This window comes from Leptospira fainei serovar Hurstbridge str. BUT 6 (assembly GCF_000306235.2).
Classification (GTDB): Bacteria; Spirochaetota; Leptospiria; order Leptospirales; family Leptospiraceae; genus Leptospira_B; species Leptospira_B fainei.
The window spans coordinates 946,775-967,885 of the sequence record NZ_AKWZ02000010.1 but is presented as its reverse complement, the minus strand read 5'-3'; the positions used below and the strand labels follow the sequence as shown (position 1 = coordinate 967,885).

The window sequence follows — 21,111 nt, the reverse complement described above, 5'->3', positions numbered from 1 at the left end:
GGGACCCTGTCAAGGTGATTTACTTATGAGTGCGGAAAAGAACCGTTCGAAGGGTCTAAAAAAATCCGCTAAAAATTCGGAAAGTCAAAGAAAGGAAATTCTTCTCGGTCGTGAAGTCTCGGATATCGCGATTGAAAAATGGGCGAATTTAGGAACGGCAATCGCTCATTTGGACGGGAAAACCGTTTTTGTTAAAGCCGGAATTCCCGGTGAATTCGTTAAAATTAAAATCGAAAAAGAAACATCTTCCCTGATTTGGGGAACAGTCGTATCGATAAATCGAGCGTCGCAATCACGTATTTCAAGCGATTGCACATCGTTTCCGGAATGCGGCGGTTGCTCCTATCGTCATATCTCGTATGAGAAAGAACTAAAAATTAAAGAAGAATTATTATTAGAAACTCTAGAGGGAATCGGGAAACTCAATCGTTCGCTGCTTCCGGAATTGAAAATATTAAGCGGACCGAGCGGAGCCTATCGTAATACAGCACAAATTAAGCTTCAGAAATCTGGTCAAACGTTGATTGCGGGATTTTTTAAAGAAAATTCAAACTCCCTCGTGAAATTTCCTGCGGACGGTTGTAAACATCTTCCTAACGAGATGAACGAATATATTAAAAATTCGTTGGAAAAGAAAGTCGGGAAAACCTCGACTAAGGAACTCCGGCTTCGATTTTCATCCGGTGCGGTGATCGAATATAAAGAGGAAGCGGTGAATATCGGTCCTTACCTGGACGAGCGGTTACAGTGGCGAATTCCTCCGAGTGGATTTACGCAAGTGAATCGGTTTCTAATAGAACCTTGGCTACGGATGATTCGCTCCTGGATTCCTGAGAAACCGGAGATAATCTTGGAGCTTTATAGCGGCGCCGGCCTGATAAGTTTATCAATATCTTCTAAAATCGCGAAGCTCTTCGGTTTTGAATTGTCGAATTCATCGGTATTGAGCGCTCGCGAGAATGCGAAACAAGCCGGTAAATCGAATCTTGAATTTCAGACGTTGAATTTAGAGAAGAATTTTCCGTCCTCCGAAATTGCATCACAAGCTACAATTTGGATTTTGAATCCTCCGAGATCGGGAGCTTCCAAAAAAGTTTTGCAATCCGTAGAACGATATAAGCCAACGAGCTTGATTTATTCCAGCTGCAATCATACTACTTTGTCTCGGGATTTGAGAGAATTAGCTTTAATCGGTTACAAAATTAAAAACATCGTTTTAGTGGACTTCTTTCCGAGAACTCAACATTTTGAAGTTTTAGTTCAAGCGATATTGTAGAAATATTAAAAATAATTTATAATCCAATTCGGAATAAGAATTTCGTTCAAAATATATTTTTTCAAGAACCGGTTAAGAAGACGGATTGCTTGACATTCGATCTCGAAAAGGAGTATAATTTGCCATGCTGGATTATCGTCAAATACCCATTCGGTTGCGCGAATTCATTGGAAAGGAAGAAAGTCAGGAACTTGCGAATGCGATAAATTCAGCATTTACACGACACGAACGAAATATGAGAGTAAAATTAATGGATATGTTTGAACGAAGACTTCTTCAAGAATCCGGGTTGGTTCGTAAAGAAATACGAACTTTATCGTACGCAGTATCCGAAATCCGGACAGAGATGACGAGTCTGAAACTAGAAATTGCCTCGGTAAAGTCCGAAATGTACCGTCTCATTGCTAATCAAACGAAATGGATTGTAACAAGTCTCTTCGCTGTAGTCGCCCTTTTGCCGATTTTAGAACGAATCTCTTTTCGAATTTTCTAGCAAAAACTGCTTTTAAAAGCTTACCTGGAACGGAGGAATTGAATTAGGTCCAGGTTTCCCTTCGATATTTGTATGCCGATCATAGACGACACAGAGTTTCTTTCCAGAAAATCGACCGACTCAAATCATAAATTGGGGGACGTACTTCAGGGAATTTGGATAGAAAACGAAATTTGCTTCGCTATCGCCGGAGGAGGCTGCAAGGCTTTTTACGGACTTGGAATTGGACACGAATTAAAATCTTGGGGGCTTAAGCTTACGGAAGTCTCGGGAGTTTCTGCCGGGGCCGCGATGGTATTATGTTTATTATGCGAATCGGAGGAAGAGTCGGTCGCATTTTTCGAACGGATCGTTCGAAAGAATCCGCGTAACTTTTACTTTACGAAGTTGTTTAGCGGTGAACGCGCTTTTCCGCATGAGGAGATGTATCGCCGCACGATTCGATTCGGTATGGATTTCCCCAAGATAATAAAATCCGGCGCTAAGGTCTATATTCATACGATTCGGGCATTTCCGAAACGTGACTCATTGAAAAATACGTTTAGGTTAGCGCGGTTGATTGCGGAAACGGGAAAAGCATTTTTAGAAGATGAACGCGACCGAAGTCGCGGTTTGCATACCGAGCGCACGTTCCGAGTTCTCAGAAATTGGAATATGAAAGAGGTTCTATTTACCGAAACCGACTTTCATGATCCAAATACGATTGAGCAGATTATTTTGAATTCCTCTTCCATCCCCCCGGTGGTTTCATTCCAGAAACATAGAAAAGAATACTATTTGGACGGGGGACTGACAAATAATCTGCTCATAGAAACATTTCCGCCTAATTCGAAAGTGATCGGAGTTCATTATGAACCGACTACGCTCGTTGGAAAAGATCGTCACTTACTTGACCGATGTCTTCTAATGACTCCTTCCCGACCGCTTCCTATAACTTCGTTCGACTATACGAATGCAAAAGGGGTTCGTGAAACTTACGAATTGGGAAAGAGTGATGCCCTGAAAAATAAGGGACGAATCCTGGAATATTTAAAGAAAAATTGGGTTAAGCGTGCCGGAAAATTCCGTTCGAACTCATAGATTTCGAGCTGGGCGATGAGTTCAGTCGATAAAGTTTCCTTCTCATACATTTATATTATTTATTGTTCTTAAATGTATCATACAATCGTTCGATTGAAAAAACAGATACTAATGCAATTCCATCCCATCCAATAAACGAACGGAATTCGGACCCGTTCTTGAAAAGAGATAGAAAACCGGATCAAGAAAATAGATTTTGTTCCTTAGGTCGGCTCTGTGAATACAAATCAATCCATTATCTCGGTAAAAAATGTACGTAAAAAATTCAAAGACGTAGTAGCTGTGAACGATCTTTCGTTAGAGATCGGCAAAGGTGAATTCGTCGCCTTACTCGGTCCGAACGGTGCAGGAAAGACCACGCTGATAGAAATGTTGGAAGGCATTCAAAGTCCGGATAAGGGAGAAATCACTCTCCTAGGAAAAACTTGGAAGAGTAATGAAACTTTTCTGAGAAGTAAAATCGGTTTAGCGCTACAAGAAACAAGATTCATGGATCGTGCAACGGTCTGGGAAACTCTCAAATTATTCGGAAGCTTTTACAAAGTCGGCGAATCCCGCATGATTGAAATTCTACAGCTCACAGATCTGGAAGAGAAAAAGGAAACGTACGTGAATAGTCTTTCCGGCGGCCAACGACAAAGATTAGCTTTGGGCGTCTCGATCATGAATAAGCCTGAAATACTTTTTTTAGACGAACCCACTACAGGATTGGATCCAGGTGCAAGACGGGATATTTGGAGAATTTTGGAAGATCTTAAAAAGGAAGGGACCACCATGATTCTTACGACTCATTATATGGAAGAAGCGGAGGTCCTGTGCGAGAGAATCATCGTCATGAATAAGGGAGTCATTCTAGATCAAGGGAATTTGTCGGAATTGCTTGGAAAGTTGGGCGGCGGAGAAATCGTTCGGTTTACCCTTGAAAACGGACAAAATCCGGAGTCCTCTCTTCCTGTATCGGGAAAATCCAAGTTTCTCTGGGATGGAAGCACAAAGCAAGGAAGGGTGTTTGTGGACAAAATTACCGAGTATCTACCTCTTATGTTGGATTCATTTTCGAAATCGGGAATTTCGTTAAAAGAATTAGAATGTCATAAAAAAACGTTAGACGATCTGTTCCTTTCCATGACGGGAAGAGGTCTGGAAGAATGAAACAGATTTATCATTTAGTCACTATACAGTTAAAAGAATTCTACAGGGAGCCCGGCATTATTTTTTGGGCCTTTGTGTTTCCGATCGCAATTGCGGGAGTTCTAGGATTAGCTTTTACGACTCACGGTGTCCCGGTCGCGAGGGCCGCAATTATCTCGTCGTCTCCTAATGCGGCAACTCTTAGTCAGCGAATCGAAACCGCATTTGCGAAGACTGAGGGAGGGAATCTTCATGGATTGGGAGTGATTAACCCGATCTTACTTTCGGAAGACGCCGCAATTAAAGCGCTGAAGCGCGGTGAATTAAACATACTGGTGAAAGAACAGCCGAACGGAAATTTGGAATATTCATTCGATCCGAAAAACGCCAGCGCTCAACGAGATTATCTTTTACTCTCGAACGCATTACTAGCGGAATCTAAGAGCGTAGCCGTTCAATCTTCTATTCAAACTTTAGATTCTAAAGGAACTAGATATATAGATTATCTTGTTCCCGGGATGCTTGCTATGGGTGTTATGAACTCCTGCTTATGGGGTGTGGGCTGGAATCTAATCGAAATGAGGATGAAAAAATTACTTCGGCGAATGTCCGCAACGCCAATGAACAAGCTCGGCTTTGTTTTATCTTTCTTTTTTACGCGACTTATCGTTACGATTGTGGAATCTATCATCTTCTTAACGTTTACCTTTTTAGTTTTTGATAATGCGTTTGTCGGTTCTATTCCGGCCGGTATTCTCATTTACTTAACGGGGAATTTTACGTTTGCTTGCATAGGAATTTTAGTCGGCTCCCGGGCTCAAAGTTCGCAAGTTGGAAACGGTTTGGTTAATGCCGTGACATTTCCCATGATGGTCTTATCCGGTATCTTTTTTAGTTATAAAAATTTTCCGGACATAGTTCTTCCGTTCGTTAAGAACTTGCCTCTTACATTAATGGCGGATTCCTTACGGGCAGTGTTTATCGAAGGCGCTGGTTTAATCGAAAGCCTACCTGCCTGCGGTTTACTCTTCCTGTTCGGCGCGGTTTTTTTGACATTCGGGCTTCGTATTTTCCGATGGTCTTAAGATGCTAGATTCAAGTTCCGACTGGAAGCAGTGGATTTATGAAAGAACAGCTAAACCTTTTCTATTAAGCTTAGATCCTGAGATCGCGCATTCGCTAGCTCATCGAATGCTTAGGTTTTCCACGAGTATTCCGATCCTGTCACCCATACTTAAGAATCAGACATCCTATTCGAGCGAACGATTAAAGACTCAGGTAGCAGGACTGGAATTTGAGAATCCAGTAGGTCTTGCTGCCGGGTTCGACAAGACGGGCGAACTTTATCCATTCTTATCCAGAATGGGATTCGGTTCTATAGAAGTCGGAACTATTACGGGTCAACCGCAGGCGGGGAACCCAAGACCGAGAGTCTTTCGGTACCCCGAAGATCAAGCGCTTATCAATAGAATGGGGTTTAACAATCCGGGAGCGGATAACGCTGCGGATATTATCGGCCGCCAAAGGAAGACCGTTATAAGAGGAATCAATATAGGAAAAACGAAAGTCGTTCCGGAAGATAAAGCCGTAGAAGACTATTTATATTCGATTCGAAAATTATCGCCTTTTGCGGATTATCTCGTAATTAATGTTTCCTCACCAAATACTCCCGGCTTAAGAAATTTTCAGAAACTGGAAAATTTATTTAATCTAATCAACGGCATTCGAACTGGATTAGGAGGAAGGTTTCCGGCGCCGACGTTCGTAAAATTCGCTCCGGATCTAGAAGAAAGAGATTTTGAAGAGATTATCGAATCGGTTCCTGATTTGCATCTTTCCGGGGTCATACTAACGAATACCACGATCGATAAGAGCGTCTTAAAAAGATTTCCTAATGTAGAGCTAGAAGGAGGCGTTTCGGGAGGACCCCTGAGAGCAAGGTCGACAAAATTCGTACGACTAGCTTATCAAAAATTACGGGGAAAAGTTCCCATTATAGGGGTAGGCGGAGTCGATTCGGGTGAAGCCGCGTTGGAAAAAATTCTTGCCGGAGCTGACTTAATTCAAGTTTATACGGGTTATATATATCAGGGGCCTCTATTACCTAGCAGAATTGCGGAGTATTTGGATAAAACAATCGGGAAGTTTGGGGTAAAATCAATTTCTGAAATTGTCGGACAAGGTTCTTTATAATAGAATCTTACTTTTCTTCCGCGAGTTAAAGGCCAAAAATGTCGATGGGCGAGAGTTCAATCACGAATGCGTTTTAATGCACTCATGATATAAATGCGGGAAAGAAAAATGAAAAAAGAAAGTAAAAAAAATCTAAACTTTTCTGCCCTTCTGTCATTGTGTATTTTTATTCTTCATTGTCCTAAATCGAAGAATGATAATCAAAATACGGATCTTTTGCTCGGGTTAATGATAGCGGACGATATTCGCTATCATTGTGATCCTATCGACAACGTTCGTACGTCTCTCCCGAGTTCTCCTCAATATACGACTACTGCTCTTAGTTCTAGTTATAGCGCGTACGATACGGCATATTCGAACGGAATCGGAACCATCTATTTAAACGGTTATGATTCTTGGAGCGGGTTAGGACGGTATAATCCCATGGCGATCTTATATGCTGCCCAAAGCCAGACGAACCCTAATGCAATTATGATCGGTTACTGGACGGCAGCAGGAGCTTTCGGAGAAACGGAAATCACTAAGAATGAAGGAGGAGGTATTTATTCTTCTACGACCGCGTTTCCGGTCGGATCCTCACCGGGTTATTCCGCCCCCGGTTCCGGGTATGATAACTTCGGCAGTAATAACCAACTTAGAAGTTATCTAATCACTACTGCATCTGCGGCATCTTATCCCGTATCCGGGTGGAAGGTCGTGAATAATATTCCGCAAACTTGTGAAGAATATAAATTTCGGCCCGAACAAGGTGGAATCTTCGGAAGTTCACAAACCGGTTTGAGTAAGGTTTGGCAATCCAGAAAAAGGTTGAACATTCGCTTCATTGAAGTGAATAACGGAGTTAGCCATGTATTTACTAATTCCAGTTTTTTTACGGGATTGACCGGATCCAACTCGTTGACTAGTCGCTTAAAGCAGATCTTCGGTCAAAATACGGTCGGAATCGATTTAGCATTTTCCTACTACCAGTATGATGCGGCTTCTTGCGGAGATTTGAGTAACGGAAATCGTTTCAGTATCTCGGATATAACGAACGATTCTGCGACATCTCCTACGAACTGTTCGCTCGCAAAATTATATACGACGTCTTCCGTTGCCCAAGATGCCAATTCCCTGAACATATTCTTTATCTCGGAACTTTCCGCTAATGTTAATTCCTCATTACGAGACGGCCTCCTCGGAATCTCTTCCGGGATTCCAGGATTTCCGGGAAAGGTAGGAACTCCTAAATCCGGGATGGCAGTGTTTGTCGAAAACCATAGGTCCTCAGGTGTAGTTGGGGGAGATCTATCAAACACGGATCTGGCCTTTCTTGCGAACACGATCGCGCACGAAGGATCGCATTTTTTAGGACTTTATCATCCGGCGGAAATCGATCAATCTTCCCAAGTCTATGTGGATCCATTACCGGAAACTCCTGAATGCCGTAATCCGGGTTCTAACGGTAAGCTCACGATTAACAATTGTTCGGGTACCGGTTTTTATAATTCGGGAGCTCTGAATCTGATGTTTCCTTTGGGAAACGCGAGTGTCGATCAGTCTCAGTTAACAGGAGAGCAGGGATGGGTTCTTCGTTCGAATCCATTGTCTTACTGATAGGGAATTTATGAAAAAGAAATCTTTCCATTTCTCGATCGCTATTTTTATCCTTTTCCTGTCTTCAGGAATATTCGGCCAATCTCTCGATCCTAAACTAAAAGATAAGATTCGGGAAATTACAAGCGAGACAGGGCACCCGGAGAGAGACAATCAATACGAAAGAATTCTCACCTTAGTACCGAATCCTGTTCCGTACCTGACTTCGATTTTACAACAGGACGGAGTTCGAAATTATGAACGTAAGGCGATTCTTGATTTTATCGGTCGGAGCCAAACCGACGAGGCTGCAACGGCGCTAGAAAAGATCGTAGCCGACGAAACGGTTCATTCTTCGATTCGCAATTCCGGATTAATCTCTTACACCCGTAATTTCAGCGAAAAAAATCGATCTCGGGTTACGAACTTTCTAGGGGGACTAAAGAATAATTCCGTTCTAGGAAAAAGTTCTACGGACCTATTAAATAGAGTTAATAACGGTGAATTTAAAAAGAATGAACCGAATTATAAGGCGAAACAATCCGGATCTTCCGGTAAACCCGATTTAAAGAATATTCCCGGAGCATTTCGTAAATAGATTACTGCTCGTCGATAGGTTTACATTTCCCTTTATCGTCCCATTCGACTTTCCAACCGATCGAATTTCCTTCTTTGACTAAGCGAATAACGAACTCGGAACAGATAGTCTTCAATCCGTTTTCCGTGCTTTCATATTCGCCTTCGTAACGAAACCAGAATTGCTCTTTATTTAAAGTGGCATTTTGGCCGAACTCCGGTTGACTGAGGCGAAGCGAATCGATGGATTTGTTTACTTTTCCTCTATCTTCATTGATTGCATCTTCAATCAATTGGTAAGCCTCCTCTTTACTGGGAGGTTCCTTACCTGCTTCGGTAATTGTAACGGATCTTGCTAAACCGATATCTGAAAAGATCCATCCTTTGCTTCTGACAAATTGAAAAATGACTCCAACGGGAGTTTTTGTGACTTGTCCTTCTTTCTTGCGTGAAGTGAGAAAAAAAGAAAATTTATAGCGAACGTCAGGGGGAGCGTTTTCTTCCGTAGAATCCCTTTCGATCAATCTAGGTTTGCCTGCGGATTCAACGTTGAGAATTTTATCCCCAGGAAATCGCTTCGACCACTGAACTTGTAATTCTTTTTTTGCTTTTTCCTCGTCGGGAGGACCGGCAACTTGTGCGGAAATGTACAAAGGCATCGACAGAAGTAGGATTGCTCCTGCAGTAAGAAGTGCCTTTGACATAGCCCGGATTTTGTACCCCTAGGAAAGATCCTTGTCAATGAAATTCCAATCTCCGATCCTTTCAGAAACGGAGGAGCAAGTTTGAAATTGATTCATCTGATTCGACATTCTAAATCCGATTGGGAATCCGCTTTTTCCCGCGATGAAGAACGCCCACTTTCGAACAGAGGAAGAAAGAATGCCAAGATGCTTCGTAATTATCTATCCAAAATTTCCTTTTCCGTTGACGCGGCGATCGTTTCTCCTTCCGAACGAACGAAGGAAACATTTCGTATTTTAAGCAAACTCGACTCTTTCTGCAAAGATGTTCGATTTTCCGAGGAAATTTACGAAGCTGACGGTTCGGACTTACTTGGAATTTTACGAAGTTTAGGTTCGAATACGGAAAGCATATTACTAATAGGTCATAATCCTGGACTAGAATCTCTGGCCGAGGCTCTCGTTTTTAAAAGCCAAGCTAGAACATCTTCTCTTTTCGTAAAATTTCCTACGTCGGCCTTTCTTTCCCTCGTATTAGAGTCGAATGATTGGCAAGATTGCGGAAATATTCCCTGTCAAATACAGAGGTTTTGGATACCATGAGTCAATACTCCTTCGATCCTCAAACTCGCACTTCTAAAGTCTTGCTATCTCAGGAAGAAATTCGAACCAGAGTCGCGCAATTAGGAAAAGAAATCGCAGCCGATTACTTGAATAAAAGTCCCGTTTTCATCTGTGTTCTTCGCGGGAGCGTTTATTTTTTTTCAGATCTCACTAGGCAAATTCCCTACCCGATCGAAGTGGACTTCTTGCAAGCAAAGTCTTATATCGGGAAGGAGTCGAACGGAAAAGTCGAATTGTTAAAAGACCTAGATACGGATATTACAGATCGTCATGTGATCATTGTAGAAGACATCGTTGATACGGGACATACCTTGAAGTTTCTGATCCGTCATATACTGGCTCGCAATCCTAGCTCTTTAGAGGTAGTTTCCCTTTTATTTAAGGAAGGAGCGGAGACTGTGGAATATCCGGTTAAGTACATCGGATGGAAAATAGGTAAGGAATTTGTGGTGGGTTACGGCTTGGACATCGACGGAAAATTTAGAAATTTACCCGACATTCATATTTTAGGAAATTGAATTGTCATTCCTCGGATTGGAGAAATCTAAACTCCCTATAATAGTAAATACGATCCGTTCAAAAATGAAAAAATAAACGAAGAAGGGGAGACAATTTCCAAAAATGTCTTTTTTGTAAGCCTTTCCTTTATAGTTTAGGAATTTGAAAAGGATCAGGATAGCGGAAAAATGGATCACAATTCCCTCAGTCTTCTGACTGACATAGCTTTAAGCATCATATTTGCTACGCTATTTTCCCATATAGCAAAACTGTTTAAGCAACCGCTAATTCTAGGTTACGTATGCGCCGGTCTCGTAATCGGACCATTATTCGGGCCGGTGATCGACGCCAAATTAGGAATCGGCTACGTTCATAATGAAGAAAGCATCGAGCTGATATCCGAGATAGGTTTGATCCTTTTGCTATTTATTATCGGATTGGAGATCGATTTAAAGGAACTTGCGCGCATGGGACGTTCAATGTTCGCTTTAGGAGTCATTCAGTTCTTTGTCGGAGTCGCACTGGCTTGGTTCGCATTTAAGAAGTTCTTTCCCGTCGGAGAGGGCAATTTCGATCTTTTGTACTTTGCGATAGCATTATCGTTAAGCTCCACGATGATCGTCGTCAAACTGCTTCACGATAAATTCGAAATCAGTACTATACCAGGTCGCTTAACAATTGGTGTTTTGGTTCTTCAGGATATCTGGGCAATCTTATTTATGGGGATCCAGCCGGACCTCCAAGACCCGAGAATTTTGAATGTGATGACGTCTTTGTTGAAAGGTTTAGCGTTGGTGGGTTTTGCCTTTGCGATAAGCCGTTATTTCCTTTCACGACTCTTTCTATTTGCGGCGGCAAAACCGGAACTCATACTCATTACTTCGATTGCTTGGTGTTTCCTACTTTGCGGCATCGCCGAAAAGGCCGAACTTTCGAAAGAAATGGGGGCTTTGATAGCGGGGGTCAGTATCGCCGCATTTCCGTACGGAGTCGATGTAATCAGCAAGCTGTCAGGAATTCGGGATTTCTTTATTACTCTCTTCTTTGTCGCTTTGGGAATGAAAATTCAAGCCCCGAATTCCAACGACATTTGGATCGCAATTCTAGCGGTCGCATTCGTAATTGTAAGTAGAGTTATCATCATTGCACCGACGGTCTTTTTTTCCGGCAAGGGATTGAGAGCCGGAATTATCGCCGGATTGAATCTGGCCCAAATCTCGGAATTCTCCTTGGTAATTCTGGCTTTGGGAGTCCAGAAGGAACATATCGGAAAAGAATTGCAGGCCACCGTCTTGACTTCGATGATTTTGGCATCGATCGTCTCCACATATGTGATATTATTTAACGATAAGATCGCAAGAGGTATACTTTCAGTTTTGTCTATATTCGGTATTCGTGAAACTAGGGAGCCGCTGGAATCTCAAGTTACCGGAGATCCGAAACGAGACATTGTGCTTCTAGGATATTTTAGGATAGCACAGGGGTTGATAGAAGGGATAGAAAGAGATCGCCCTTCCTGGCTAAAGCGAATTCTTGTAGTAGATTTTAATCCGATCTATAGGCAGACTCTCGAATCGAAAGGAATTCGTTGGGCCTATGGGGATTTAGCGCATCCGGAGAGTTTACATCATCTGGGAATCGAAGAAGCGAGATATGTGGTTTGCACGATATCTGATATGATACTGAAAGGAACCACGAATCGACGCCTATTAGAATCCCTAAAGAGCATTTGTCGTCACCATCAACCCGAGATTATTTTGACGACGGATGATCCAAAAGAGGCGGAGGTTCTCCGTAACAAAGGCGCCTCGCATGTGGTTATTCCCGGCAGACTTTCAGGTTTTTCTTTGTTTGCGGAATTAAAGACCATGGTTGAAGATTCTAAAGGAAAAACTCGGATAGCGCTTTCGCTTAAAAAGGAAAAGTCTTCGTCTAAAAAGAGGACGGCCGTGCGGAAATAAGACTTTTATGATTGTTCGATCACCTTGTATTAAGCTCTGTCAAATGGATCCGATAACCGGGTTATGCGAAGGATGTTTTCGGACATTGCAAGAAATCGGGATGTGGACTAGCTATTCCGAAGAGGAAAGAAAACAAATTCGAATCGAACTCCAAAGAAGAAGGGAATCGATCTCTCCTTCAAACGCTTCTTAAAACCCCTCGTTTTACCGCTATATGCAAGTATTCGTCTACGGTTTGATTTGCGGCCGATTTCCAGTTATACTTTTCAGCGTTTTTCTTTCCCGAGAGTTTCTTCCTGACGGCTAATTTCGGATTTTTGACTAACTCCAATAATCCGGTCTCGAAGCCGTCTCTATCTGTCGGGGAAAAGTAAAATGCTGAGGATCCCAAAATTTCCGGCATAGCACTTGCGTTCGAGGAGAAGACCGGACATCCGCATGATTGCGCCTCGACCGGAGGGAAACCGAAGCCTTCATACAAAGAAGGAAATATAAGAAGTCCCGAGGCGGAATATAATGTGCTCAGTTCTTCGAGTGATAGATGGGGAAGAACTACGATTTTCTCCTCCCAACCGGCTGCATCTTTCTTTAGATATTCGGGAAGTTGTCCGTTCGCCCCTGCAATGACCCACTGGGCATCCAATTTGCCCAAAGACCAAAGTCCTTTTAAAACCTGGAGCACGAATCCGAGATTTTTGTGCTCCTTACCGATTCCGACGCTGAGCAGGTATCCCGGTTCTAATCCGTATTTCTTTCTAAAAGAAAGAGTTTCTTTCGCGGATTTTGGATAAAAGAGTTTGGAATCTATTCCGTTATAAATGGTTTTCATTGAATCGGAAGAAAAACCGAAAACTTCAGTTAGATCTTTTGCCGTAAAATCCGAAACAGTAATAATACTTGGGGCACTTTCTTTAAGAAGCGAAAAAACGAATCTAAGATACAATTGCTTTATTACGGAAGGATGAAATTGTTTCATCCTAAACGGAATGATATCATGCACGGTTACAATGCACTTCTCTAAAAAACGGAGAGGAGCGTTATAATGGGGAATGTCTAGTAAGTCGAAACCGGCCATTTCCGAAATGCCCCACCATTCTCGAATTGAATAGATTTCCGCGTCATACGGAAGAAATTCATACGCTTCCAGGATAGCGGGACTGATTTCTGCCGACCGTAGCTTATCCTCCGATCCTAAAAGAGTGATTTCGATTCTCTTCTTTCTGGCGATCGGAGCTAACTCCGAAAGGATTCCCTGAATTCGCATGCCGATTCCGGAATGAGCAATCATACGAGCATCGTATCCGATTTTCAGTAAAGGCGGTTTCATAAGGGGGCTAGCGGCCATTCTGAAAGCGCGTTCAAGATTGGCAAGCTGTACTGGTTTTCCCTTGAAGCATAACTGGATTTCGAGAGATTTGGCTTTTTCATCGTCTAAGTATTGCTCCTTTTATATAAGGGTAAAACGATTCACGATTCAAAGAAGGTTCGGTTTGGAAGAGGAAGTTACCAAAATACTTAAAGCGATCGGGGAGGACCCGAGTCGGGAAGGCTTGCGAGATACTCCGAAGAGAGTGAAAAAGGCGTATGAGTTCTTAACATCAGGATACAAAGCCGATATCCATCACATTGTAAATAATGCAATTTTTGAAGAGGATAGCCAAGGCATGGTGCTAGTAAGGGACATCGAGATGTACTCCCTCTGCGAACACCACTTACTTCCTTTTTTTGGAAAAGCACACATTGGTTATATTCCGAATAAGAAAATCATCGGGATATCTAAGATCCCAAGGATAGTGGACATTTTTGCACGAAGGCTTCAGGTTCAGGAGCGCATGACCGAGCAGATCGGAAACGCTTTAATGGAAGTTTTGGATCCGCTCGGAGTCGCAGTCGTCATCAAGGCAAAACATCTTTGCATGATGATGCGCGGAGTAGAAAAACAAAATTCGGAATTATTTACCTCATGTATGCTCGGAGAATTTAAAACAAATATGGTCACCCGCAGCGAGTTTCTGGACTTAATTCGTACGGGATCGACCTAAGACCTAAGGCGTCTTAATTCTTCCGCTTTTTGCTCGGCCCTCTGTTTGTTTTCGAGCATGGCTTTCTCTACCAGGAGACGCTGTGCCTCGAAACTTTCTTCGTTTAATTCGCGTGGGATCCAAATCGGTTTTCCATAAGAAACGATAAATGTAGTAAAAGGTTTCGGTACTCGGTGTTTATCCCATGATTTTTCTAGAATCCATTGCCTAGTGCATTCGTAATGAAACGGTATGATAGGCACCTGTGAGACTTGGGCCGAAGCGATCAATCCGGGTTGAACGATCAAAGCCGGTCCGCGAGGTCCGTCGGGCGTAAATGCGGCGGGAAGATTTTTCTTCAAATGAACGATCATAGCCTTGAGCGCCCTCGATCCGCCTTTAGAGGAACTTCCCCGAATGCTGGTATTGCCGAAGCGATGTACAACCCCGGTAATAAAATCTCCGTCCTTCGATTCCGAAATGAGGACGGCAACGTTTCGTCCTCGGTGCAGGTATGGGGAATAAAGAACGTTCGTATGCCAAATGGAAAGAATGAAAGGTTTCTTGGCTAGAAATAGAGAATCAAATTCAATTTTTCCTAATTCTAAAACTTTAGAAGTTAAACCGACGATTCTTTGTAGAAAGACAACGAGTGTAGGAATTAACCAAACTAAAAGTCTTCTCTTGAAGCCGTCCGGTTTCTCGATGGAGGTGGAATTTTGCGACATCCTGGGTGAATATTCTATACCATGGTCGGATCGCATTCTTTTTTTTTGAACGTTCCGAATCGATCCAAAAAAAAGAATATGTGATCTGTTACAACCAAATACGTGCCTTCACTCGATTTCGATCATGTTGTCCGAGAATTTGTAGACAGGCTATCTTTTCGAAGGCATTGTACTGGTTTTGCAGAGGTGGCTATGGCAAAGGAAAGAATCGTTCATCCAAGCGTTCAATTTAAAAAAACCGCTAATATCAGTCTGAAAGATTATAAATCTCTCTACAAAGAATCGATTGAAAATCCGAAGAAATTTTGGGCTAGGGAAGCTTCAAACCGCTTACATTGGTTCAAAAAATGGGATAAGGTTCTGGAGCATGATTTTAAAAACGCTAAAGTTCAATGGTTTAAAGGCGGAAAGCTAAACGTTTCCTATAATTGCTTGGATCGACACCTCGACTCCCATCTCAAAAATAAAGCCGCAATTATTTGGGAGGGAGACGATCCGAACGAGTACAAGGTATATACGTACCATGATTTGTATCGCGAAGTAAATAAATTTGCCAATGTTCTGAAAAGTTTCGGAGTAAGAAAAGGGGATAGAGTTCTCGTTTATCTTCCGATGATTCCGGAGTTAGCGATTACGATTTTAGCATGTACCAGAATCGGCGCCGTTCACTCGGTAGTCTTCGGTGGATTTTCGCCCGAGGCCCTTCAAAGCAGAATCGAGGATTGTAAACCTAAGCTGATTATTACGGCGGACGGAGGCTATAGGGGCGGCAAAAGTATAGATTTGAAAAAAGCAGTCGATACTGCCTTAGATCTTGCTCAAGAAAAAGTCGGCGACGTTATCGTGGTAAGAAGAACCGCGCAAGAAGTGAATTTAGGGTGGAAGGAAAATAGAGATCATTGGTGGCACCTCCTGATGACCGACCCTGCATTAGCGCAGTATTGTAAGCCGGAAGTGATGGATGCCGAAGATCCGCTATTTATACTTTATACTTCCGGCTCCACGGGAAAACCAAAAGGAGTTCTGCATACTACGGGCGGATACTTGCTCGGCGTAAATATGACGTTTCATTATGTTTTCGACGTTAAGCCCACTGATACGTATTGGTGCACAGCGGATATAGGTTGGGTAACCGGGCACAGCTATTTAGTCTATGGTCCTCTTTCCAATGGAGCCACATCATTAATGTTCGAAGGCGTTCCTACCTATCCGGATGCAGGAAGATTCTGGGATGTAATTGATAAGCACGGGGTTACCATTTTTTACACGGCGCCTACCGCGATACGATCCTTAATGAGGGAAGGAACGGCCCTCATTGAAAAACGAAGCTTAAAAACGCTTCGATTATTAGGATCGGTCGGCGAACCGATTAATCCCGAAGCCTGGGAATGGTATTATAAAAATGTGGGAAAATCTAAATGCCCTGTCGTCGATACTTGGTGGCAAACGGAAACGGGAGGAATTATGATCTCGGCTCTTCCGGGAGCCATTTCACAGAAACCGGGTTCGGCCACCTTGCCGTTCTTCGGAGTAGAACCGTTATTGGTGGATGAGACCGGAAAGGAACTCAAAGGTAAAGGGGAAGTTTCCGGAAATCTGTGCATTCGATCACCTTGGCCTTATATGATGAGAGCGGTCTACGGAGATCCTAAACGATTTTATGATACGTATTTTTCTACGTACAAAGGATATTATTTCACCGGAGATGGTGCGATTCGTGATAAGGACGGGTATTACTGGATAACGGGTCGCGTGGACGATGTAATTAACGTTTCCGGTCATAGAATCGGATCGGCAGAAGTAGAAAGCGCTCTCGTCGAAAATTCTTCGGTCGCGGAAGCGGCAGTGGTCGGCTTTCCGCATGATATCAAAGGCCAAGGTATCTACGCGTATGTTACAGTTAAGCAAGGCGTTACAACGAACGATTCTTTGAAAAAAGAGTTAATCTCCACCGTCGAGAAAGTCATCGGAAAGATTGCGAGACCGGATGTTATTCACTGGGCCCCGGGATTACCTAAGACCCGTTCCGGTAAGATTATGAGACGTATTCTTCGAAAAATTGCGAGCGCCGAATTCGAAGGCTTGGGAGACATCTCGACTCTCGCCGATCCGTCCGTGGTAGAGAGATTGGTCGAAGATAAGAAGAAATATCATAGCTGAGTCGAATGGGTCCAAAACGAATCGTATGTCTGACTGAAGAAACGACCGAGCTCCTCTATCTGTTAGGGGAGCAAGATAGGATTGTCGGGGTTTCAGCTTATACGGTTAGACCTCTCAAAGCTAAGGATGAAAAACCGAGAGTCTCCGCTTTTATCAGCGGGAATATTAAGCGAATTAAAGAATTGAAACCCGACTTAGTTATCGGTTTTTCGGATATTCAAGCCGAGCTTGCTCATGATTTGATTAAAGAAGGTTTAAACGTCTTAATCACGAACCAACGGACTTTAGGCGAGATTTTTGAAACGATTTTGTTAGTAGCTGGATTGGTTGGAAAAGGTAGGGAAGCCGATTTCCTAGTGAATAGCTATAAGCAAAAACTGGAAAATGTGAGAATCGCAGCAGCGGGAAAACCTCGCCCGAAAGTTTTTTTCCAAGAATGGGATGAGCCGATAATTACCGGAATTCGTTGGGTTTCGGAGCTTTTAGAAATTGCAGGTGCGGAAGATTGTTTCGGACATTTAAAAGAGAAATCGTTGGCAAAGGACAGAATTCTTTCTCTCGAAGACGTTGCGAATTCGAATCCGGACATTTTCATAGGGTGCTGGTGCGGGAAACCTATGGATTTCGAATGGGTGCGTACTCGGCCGGAATGGAAGCAGGTTACTGCAATAAGGAACGAGAAAATTTTTGAAATGGATCCTTCTATTATTCTTCAACCGGGCCCGGCTCTATTTGAAGTCGGAATTCTGGAACTAGAGAAAATTATCAATTCAGTTAGAGATCCCGCTTTTTCTTAGATCATTATTTAGTACAGTATTAGCTTTAAGTTTGAAATCATATTCGGATAAGTGGACCTAATTTCAATTCTTTAGCTTCGGAATTGGTCCATTGATCCAATCACTTTAGGAAGAATCCGGGCATTCGACGAAACCGGAAATTTTAAGTCTACATTCTTCTTCGTAAATTCAAGTCGAGATTTACATTCCGCCCCGGTAACGAATGTTTGGAAGTAATCATTTCCGCATGGGGCGGGTTAAGGAGAAACGAATGTCGACCAAGGTGAAGGCAGCAATCATCGGAGGAACGGGTTTATATAGCTTGGACGGAATGGAGTTAGTGGAAGAGGTATTTCCTGAAACTCCTTGGGGAAAACCTTCCGACGCAATTAAAATCGGTAAGATACAGGGTAAGTTAATCGCCTTTTTACCTCGGCATGGTGTCGGACATTTTCTGATGCCCCATGAAGTTCCAGTGAAAGCGAATATTGCCGCTTTAAAAATCTTAGGCGTCGAAGAGATCGTTGCCTTCAGTTCGGTTGGAAGTCTACGCGAGGAAATAAAGCCCTTGGACTTCGTCCTACCGGCTCAAATTATCGATCGAACCAGAGGGAGAGAATCTACTTTTTTCGGAAAGGGAGTCGTCGCACACGCTCCTTTTGCGGATCCTTTTTCGGCGAATTTAAGCGCTCGAATTAAGAAGGCGGCCGTTAAAATCGGCCTTCAAATTCACGAAAGCAAGACTTTGGTTTGTATGGAAGGTCCTCTATTTTCCACAAGAGCGGAATCGCACCTTTATCGATCTTGGGGCGCGGATATCATCAACATGAGCGTTTTACCAGAGGCGAAATTAGCTCGGGAAGCAGAAATCGCGTATCAAATGATCTGCATGTCTACCGATTACGACTGTTGGAGAGAGAACGAGGAAGCCGTAACCGCGGAATTAGTAATTGCTAATTTAGGTAAAAACGCTGAAAGCGCTAAAAAATTACTCTCCGCTTTAATTGCCGACCTTGGAAACGGGGATGATTTAACCTTAAAGAATAGTACTAAATATTCCATCATTACCGCTCCGGAAAAACGCAATCCCGAAACGGTTGCTAAGCTGAAAGTTCTCTTTCCGGACTATTTTTGATTAAAGAGCGAGAATTCGTTTTAACTCGCGTTTGTACTCCGAAAAAAAGGGGAGGTCGTTGTGACTTCCTCCTTCTATTCGAATCAATTTTATTTTTTTTCCGCCTTCCATAGCGGTTCTATAGAGATCATTCCCCTGGGCAAAGGGAATGATCTCGTCTTCGGTACCGTGGAATATATAGATCGGCGACGATATACGCAAAATTTTCGAACGTGAATCGAGTTTGAAGGAAAGTAGCCAGGAAGGCAGGATTGGATAATAGATTGCCGCTAAATCCGCTAAAGTTGTATAAGGTGTTTCTAATATTGTGGAATGCGGAAACTTCTTAGTTGCAAGATCGACCGCTACCGCGGTTCCGATCGAACGGCCATAAATTATAATTCGGCTTTCAGGAATTCCCATCCGATTTTGAATATAGGAATACCAGCGTTCCGCATCTTCATACATTCCCAATTCGGTTAGCCTAGCCTTACTTTTTCCGTAACCACGATAATCGGTAATTAACAGATTCCAACCGTTCGGGAGAATATCTTCGCTAATTCCTCCCCAAGTTCGTAAACTGCCCGCATTTCCATGAAAGTATAATATCGTGCCTTTTGGACCGGGAGACGCTTGAAAATGGAGAGCATAGATTTTCTCTCCGTCCGGAAGCTCGATCGCAATTTCCTCGTACGGGTATTGAAACGAGTATTTAAAATCTTCCGGAAGAGACTCGGGAAAGAAGATGAGTTTGCCTTGGTTATAATAGAGCAGGGATCCTAAACCAAATAGTAAAAGAAATAGGATAAAGATGAAAATACCTAGGATCGAATTCAATTTCATCTCGCGTTGATTTCTCGAGTCCAAAGTTCTTTACCGTCAAAATCGTAGATATGAATTATAAGTTTGCGATTTTTTAGAGGACCGGTTACTTCGATTGTTCCAAAGTTTCGTTTGTCATCCACTAATGTATTTTGTACTCGTAACGGATTTTTTTCCGTAACCGGGGGATAAGTCGATGAAGTTAAAGGAGAAACGGTTAAATCGTAGACCGGTTCTTCTCCGTTTTCTTCCAATAACGACAATTCGGTAAAATGTCGATCACCGGTTAGGAATATAACGTTCTTGAGTTTCTGTTTTTTGATCGCGCTCAATAATTGAGCTCTCTCTTCGGAGTAAGTCGAATAATTTTCGAATACTTGCAATGGGTTGAGAACTTGTCCTCCGACCACGACAAATTTGAAAGTATATTTAGAGAATATTAATGCGTTTATAAGCCAATTCAATTGCCGATCTCCTAAATAAGACCGTTTCCCGAGTTTATTGTCGTTGGCGGTTCTAAAGCTTCGGTCATCCAGCAGAAAGAATTGCGCGTCCCCCCAGGTAAAAGATCCGTATAAACCGCGCTTAGCGTAATTCGAGTTTACCCAGAAAAGTTTAAACATTTCCTCGGCGGTGTCTCGCAGCCAAAAAGAAGCATCTCCGTCATTCGGCCCCCAATCATGATCATCCAATATCGCGTAATTATGAACTCTAGCTAGCAGCGGTTGAAGTTCCGATAAGGACCTTTGTTGAGTATATCGATAAATAAAACCGGTTCGGGAGTCCCAGTCGGGTTCTCTTAAATATATGTTATCTCCCATCCAAAGCATAAACTCGGGATCTTTCGAGAGAATGGAATGAAAAATTTGGTAATCTCCGCCGTAAGGCTTCGGCTGCGTATCGTACATCGCATCGTTTACAAAAGAGCAGCTTCCTAGAGCAAAGCGAAAATTGGGAGGACCGGATTGTTTGCCGATCCAAATGGGTTGAGTTCGAAATTCCTGCTTATTTATCGGTTCAATCGGATTGCCGTCAACATATATCAAATAAGAATATTTTTTTCCCGGCTCAAGTTCGTCCGCAAGTAAATGCGCAACGTTTCCCTGATCATGTTTAGTGATCGTTTCTAGGGTCTTTTTCTTATGATTCGATTCTCCGACCGGAAAATATTCGGCATAGACTTTTGCGGGAATTTTTGTTTGTACCCAAAGTTTCACTTCCTTATGCGTAGAATATCCGACCATCGGGCCGGATAAGATTGCGGAAGCTTTGTTTTCTCCGGCAACTTTACTTTTTCCGATCAGAAAAGTAAACGATACTAGCGATAAAACGAGGGTTATGATAACGTAATTCGGCGACGTTTTTTCCATAAATTGAATTTCATCCGATCCGCAAACAGG

Annotated in this window: 21 protein-coding genes; 16 read left to right on the top strand and 5 right to left on the bottom strand. The window is 42.8% G+C overall.

Going from position 1 to position 21,111, the window contains the following annotated elements:
• The first annotated feature begins 25 nt into the window (after positions 1 to 25).
• The 8 genes from LEP1GSC058_RS13690 (at position 26) to LEP1GSC058_RS13655 (ending at position 8,346) form a co-directional block, all read left to right on the top strand.
• Positions 26 to 1,276, top strand: a complete 1,251-nt coding sequence (locus tag LEP1GSC058_RS13690; RefSeq protein WP_016550167.1) for a class I SAM-dependent RNA methyltransferase — start codon at positions 26 to 28, stop codon at positions 1,274 to 1,276.
• Positions 1,277 to 1,400: 124 nt separating this feature from the next.
• On the top strand, positions 1,401 to 1,769 hold the full coding sequence (locus tag LEP1GSC058_RS13685; protein ID WP_016550247.1) for an LA_3696 family protein: 369 nt from the start codon (positions 1,401 to 1,403) through the stop codon (positions 1,767 to 1,769).
• A 72-nt stretch (positions 1,770 to 1,841) separates the two neighbouring features.
• A complete protein-coding gene (locus LEP1GSC058_RS13680) occupies positions 1,842 to 2,849 on the top strand; it encodes a patatin-like phospholipase family protein (RefSeq protein WP_016550259.1) in 1,008 nt (335 codons plus the stop codon).
• A gap of 216 nt (positions 2,850 to 3,065) precedes the next feature.
• Complete coding sequence (locus tag LEP1GSC058_RS13675) at positions 3,066 to 4,001, top strand: ABC transporter ATP-binding protein (RefSeq protein WP_016550492.1); 936 nt, start codon at positions 3,066 to 3,068, stop codon at positions 3,999 to 4,001.
• On the top strand, positions 3,998 to 5,065 hold the full coding sequence (locus tag LEP1GSC058_RS13670) for an ABC transporter permease (protein WP_016550617.1): 1,068 nt from the start codon (positions 3,998 to 4,000) through the stop codon (positions 5,063 to 5,065). Before LEP1GSC058_RS13675 ends, LEP1GSC058_RS13670 begins: the two co-directional genes overlap by 4 nt.
• Position 5,066: 1 nt before the next feature.
• Positions 5,067 to 6,173: a quinone-dependent dihydroorotate dehydrogenase gene (locus tag LEP1GSC058_RS13665; RefSeq protein WP_016550899.1), complete on the top strand. Its 1,107-nt coding sequence runs from the start codon at positions 5,067 to 5,069 to the stop codon at positions 6,171 to 6,173.
• Between the two features lie 108 nt (positions 6,174 to 6,281).
• Entirely contained in the window at positions 6,282 to 7,769 is a 1,488-nt protein-coding gene (locus tag LEP1GSC058_RS13660; protein WP_016549876.1) for a hypothetical protein, read from the top strand.
• A gap of 10 nt (positions 7,770 to 7,779) precedes the next feature.
• The gene (locus LEP1GSC058_RS13655; RefSeq protein ID WP_016549619.1) at positions 7,780 to 8,346 is read left to right on the top strand and encodes a hypothetical protein; all 567 of its coding nucleotides are present in this window, start codon (positions 7,780 to 7,782) and stop codon (positions 8,344 to 8,346) included.
• Position 8,347: 1 nt separating this feature from the next.
• Here the strand turns inward: LEP1GSC058_RS13655 and LEP1GSC058_RS13650 are convergent, their stop codons facing one another.
• Positions 8,348 to 9,028 (bottom strand): hypothetical protein, encoded by a 681-nt coding sequence (locus LEP1GSC058_RS13650; protein WP_016550605.1) that lies wholly within the window; start codon positions 9,026 to 9,028, stop codon positions 8,348 to 8,350.
• Between the two features lie 81 nt (positions 9,029 to 9,109).
• Here LEP1GSC058_RS13650 and LEP1GSC058_RS13645 point away from each other — a divergent pair, with 81 nt between their 5' ends.
• The 4 genes from LEP1GSC058_RS13645 (at position 9,110) to LEP1GSC058_RS13625 (ending at position 12,283) form a co-directional block, all read left to right on the top strand.
• The gene (locus tag LEP1GSC058_RS13645; RefSeq protein ID WP_016549419.1) at positions 9,110 to 9,610 is read left to right on the top strand and encodes a SixA phosphatase family protein; all 501 of its coding nucleotides are present in this window, start codon (positions 9,110 to 9,112) and stop codon (positions 9,608 to 9,610) included.
• Positions 9,607 to 10,149 (top strand): hypoxanthine phosphoribosyltransferase, encoded by a 543-nt coding sequence (gene hpt, locus LEP1GSC058_RS13640; protein WP_016549950.1) that lies wholly within the window; start codon positions 9,607 to 9,609, stop codon positions 10,147 to 10,149. Before LEP1GSC058_RS13645 ends, hpt begins: the two co-directional genes overlap by 4 nt.
• 168 nt (positions 10,150 to 10,317) lie before the next feature.
• Complete coding sequence (locus tag LEP1GSC058_RS13630; RefSeq protein ID WP_016550989.1) at positions 10,318 to 12,090, top strand: cation:proton antiporter; 1,773 nt, start codon at positions 10,318 to 10,320, stop codon at positions 12,088 to 12,090.
• 10 nt (positions 12,091 to 12,100) lie between these two features.
• Positions 12,101 to 12,283: a DUF1289 domain-containing protein gene (locus tag LEP1GSC058_RS13625; protein WP_198014422.1), complete on the top strand. Its 183-nt coding sequence runs from the start codon at positions 12,101 to 12,103 to the stop codon at positions 12,281 to 12,283.
• Here LEP1GSC058_RS13625 and LEP1GSC058_RS13620 read toward each other — a convergent pair.
• Positions 12,269 to 13,417, bottom strand: a complete 1,149-nt coding sequence (locus tag LEP1GSC058_RS13620) for a glycosyltransferase family 4 protein (RefSeq protein ID WP_016550240.1) — start codon at positions 13,415 to 13,417, stop codon at positions 12,269 to 12,271. The two genes, LEP1GSC058_RS13625 and LEP1GSC058_RS13620, sit on opposite strands and share 15 nt — an antisense overlap.
• 88 nt (positions 13,418 to 13,505) lie before the next feature.
• On the opposite strand from LEP1GSC058_RS13620, the gene folE reads away from it, so the two are divergent.
• Positions 13,506 to 14,132, top strand: a complete 627-nt coding sequence (folE, locus tag LEP1GSC058_RS13615; protein WP_232224731.1) for a GTP cyclohydrolase I FolE — start codon at positions 13,506 to 13,508, stop codon at positions 14,130 to 14,132.
• Here the strand turns inward: folE and LEP1GSC058_RS13610 are convergent.
• Positions 14,129 to 14,839 carry a lysophospholipid acyltransferase family protein gene (locus LEP1GSC058_RS13610; protein ID WP_016550432.1) on the bottom strand — a complete coding sequence of 237 codons (711 nt, stop codon included), beginning with the start codon at positions 14,837 to 14,839 and terminating at the stop codon, positions 14,129 to 14,131. The genes folE and LEP1GSC058_RS13610 overlap by 4 nt on opposite strands.
• Before the next feature lie 192 nt (positions 14,840 to 15,031).
• Between LEP1GSC058_RS13610 and acs the strand changes: the two genes are divergently transcribed.
• The 3 genes from acs (at position 15,032) to mtnP (ending at position 18,910) form a co-directional block, all read left to right on the top strand.
• Positions 15,032 to 16,999 (top strand): acetate--CoA ligase, encoded by a 1,968-nt coding sequence (acs, locus tag LEP1GSC058_RS13605; protein ID WP_016549447.1) that lies wholly within the window; start codon positions 15,032 to 15,034, stop codon positions 16,997 to 16,999.
• A 5-nt stretch (positions 17,000 to 17,004) separates the two neighbouring features.
• Complete coding sequence (locus tag LEP1GSC058_RS13600) at positions 17,005 to 17,796, top strand: cobalamin-binding protein (protein WP_016550249.1); 792 nt, start codon at positions 17,005 to 17,007, stop codon at positions 17,794 to 17,796.
• A 250-nt stretch (positions 17,797 to 18,046) separates the two neighbouring features.
• Positions 18,047 to 18,910, top strand: a complete 864-nt coding sequence (gene mtnP, locus LEP1GSC058_RS13595; protein WP_016549674.1) for an S-methyl-5'-thioadenosine phosphorylase — start codon at positions 18,047 to 18,049, stop codon at positions 18,908 to 18,910.
• Here mtnP and LEP1GSC058_RS13590 read toward each other — a convergent pair whose 3' ends face one another.
• Together LEP1GSC058_RS13590 and LEP1GSC058_RS13585 are read right to left on the bottom strand one after the other, a co-directional pair.
• Positions 18,911 to 19,732 carry an alpha/beta hydrolase gene (locus LEP1GSC058_RS13590; protein WP_016550391.1) on the bottom strand — a complete coding sequence of 274 codons (822 nt, stop codon included), beginning with the start codon at positions 19,730 to 19,732 and terminating at the stop codon, positions 18,911 to 18,913.
• A complete protein-coding gene (locus LEP1GSC058_RS13585) occupies positions 19,729 to 21,081 on the bottom strand; it encodes an alkaline phosphatase D family protein (RefSeq protein ID WP_016550651.1) in 1,353 nt (450 codons plus the stop codon). Before LEP1GSC058_RS13585 ends, LEP1GSC058_RS13590 begins: the two co-directional genes overlap by 4 nt.
• Between the last annotated feature and the right edge of the window lie 30 nt (positions 21,082 to 21,111).

Bases quoted from the DNA above. Each gene is read 5' to 3' on its own strand.
- LEP1GSC058_RS13690 (WP_016550167.1), top strand. From the start codon at position 26: ATGAGTGCGGAAAAGAACCGTTCGAAGGGTCTAAAAAAATCCGCTAAA.
- LEP1GSC058_RS13685 (WP_016550247.1), top strand. From the start codon at position 1,401: ATGCTGGATTATCGTCAAATACCCATTCGGTTGCGCGAATTCATTGGA.
- LEP1GSC058_RS13680 (WP_016550259.1), top strand. From the start codon at position 1,842: ATGCCGATCATAGACGACACAGAGTTTCTTTCCAGAAAATCGACCGAC.
- LEP1GSC058_RS13670 (WP_016550617.1), top strand. From the start codon at position 3,998: ATGAAACAGATTTATCATTTAGTCACTATACAGTTAAAAGAATTCTAC.
- LEP1GSC058_RS13665 (WP_016550899.1), top strand. From the start codon at position 5,067: ATGCTAGATTCAAGTTCCGACTGGAAGCAGTGGATTTATGAAAGAACA.
- LEP1GSC058_RS13660 (WP_016549876.1), top strand. From the start codon at position 6,282: ATGAAAAAAGAAAGTAAAAAAAATCTAAACTTTTCTGCCCTTCTGTCA.
- LEP1GSC058_RS13655 (WP_016549619.1), top strand. From the start codon at position 7,780: ATGAAAAAGAAATCTTTCCATTTCTCGATCGCTATTTTTATCCTTTTC.
- LEP1GSC058_RS13650 (WP_016550605.1), bottom strand. From the start codon at position 9,028: ATGTCAAAGGCACTTCTTACTGCAGGAGCAATCCTACTTCTGTCGATG.
- hpt (WP_016549950.1), top strand. From the start codon at position 9,607: ATGAGTCAATACTCCTTCGATCCTCAAACTCGCACTTCTAAAGTCTTG.
- LEP1GSC058_RS13630 (WP_016550989.1), top strand. From the start codon at position 10,318: ATGGATCACAATTCCCTCAGTCTTCTGACTGACATAGCTTTAAGCATC.
- LEP1GSC058_RS13620 (WP_016550240.1), bottom strand. From the start codon at position 13,417: ATGAAACCGCCTTTACTGAAAATCGGATACGATGCTCGTATGATTGCT.
- LEP1GSC058_RS13610 (WP_016550432.1), bottom strand. From the start codon at position 14,839: ATGTCGCAAAATTCCACCTCCATCGAGAAACCGGACGGCTTCAAGAGA.
- acs (WP_016549447.1), top strand. From the start codon at position 15,032: ATGGCAAAGGAAAGAATCGTTCATCCAAGCGTTCAATTTAAAAAAACC.
- LEP1GSC058_RS13600 (WP_016550249.1), top strand. From the start codon at position 17,005: ATGGGTCCAAAACGAATCGTATGTCTGACTGAAGAAACGACCGAGCTC.
- mtnP (WP_016549674.1), top strand. From the start codon at position 18,047: ATGTCGACCAAGGTGAAGGCAGCAATCATCGGAGGAACGGGTTTATAT.
- LEP1GSC058_RS13590 (WP_016550391.1), bottom strand. From the start codon at position 19,732: ATGAAATTGAATTCGATCCTAGGTATTTTCATCTTTATCCTATTTCTT.
- LEP1GSC058_RS13585 (WP_016550651.1), bottom strand. From the start codon at position 21,081: ATGGAAAAAACGTCGCCGAATTACGTTATCATAACCCTCGTTTTATCG.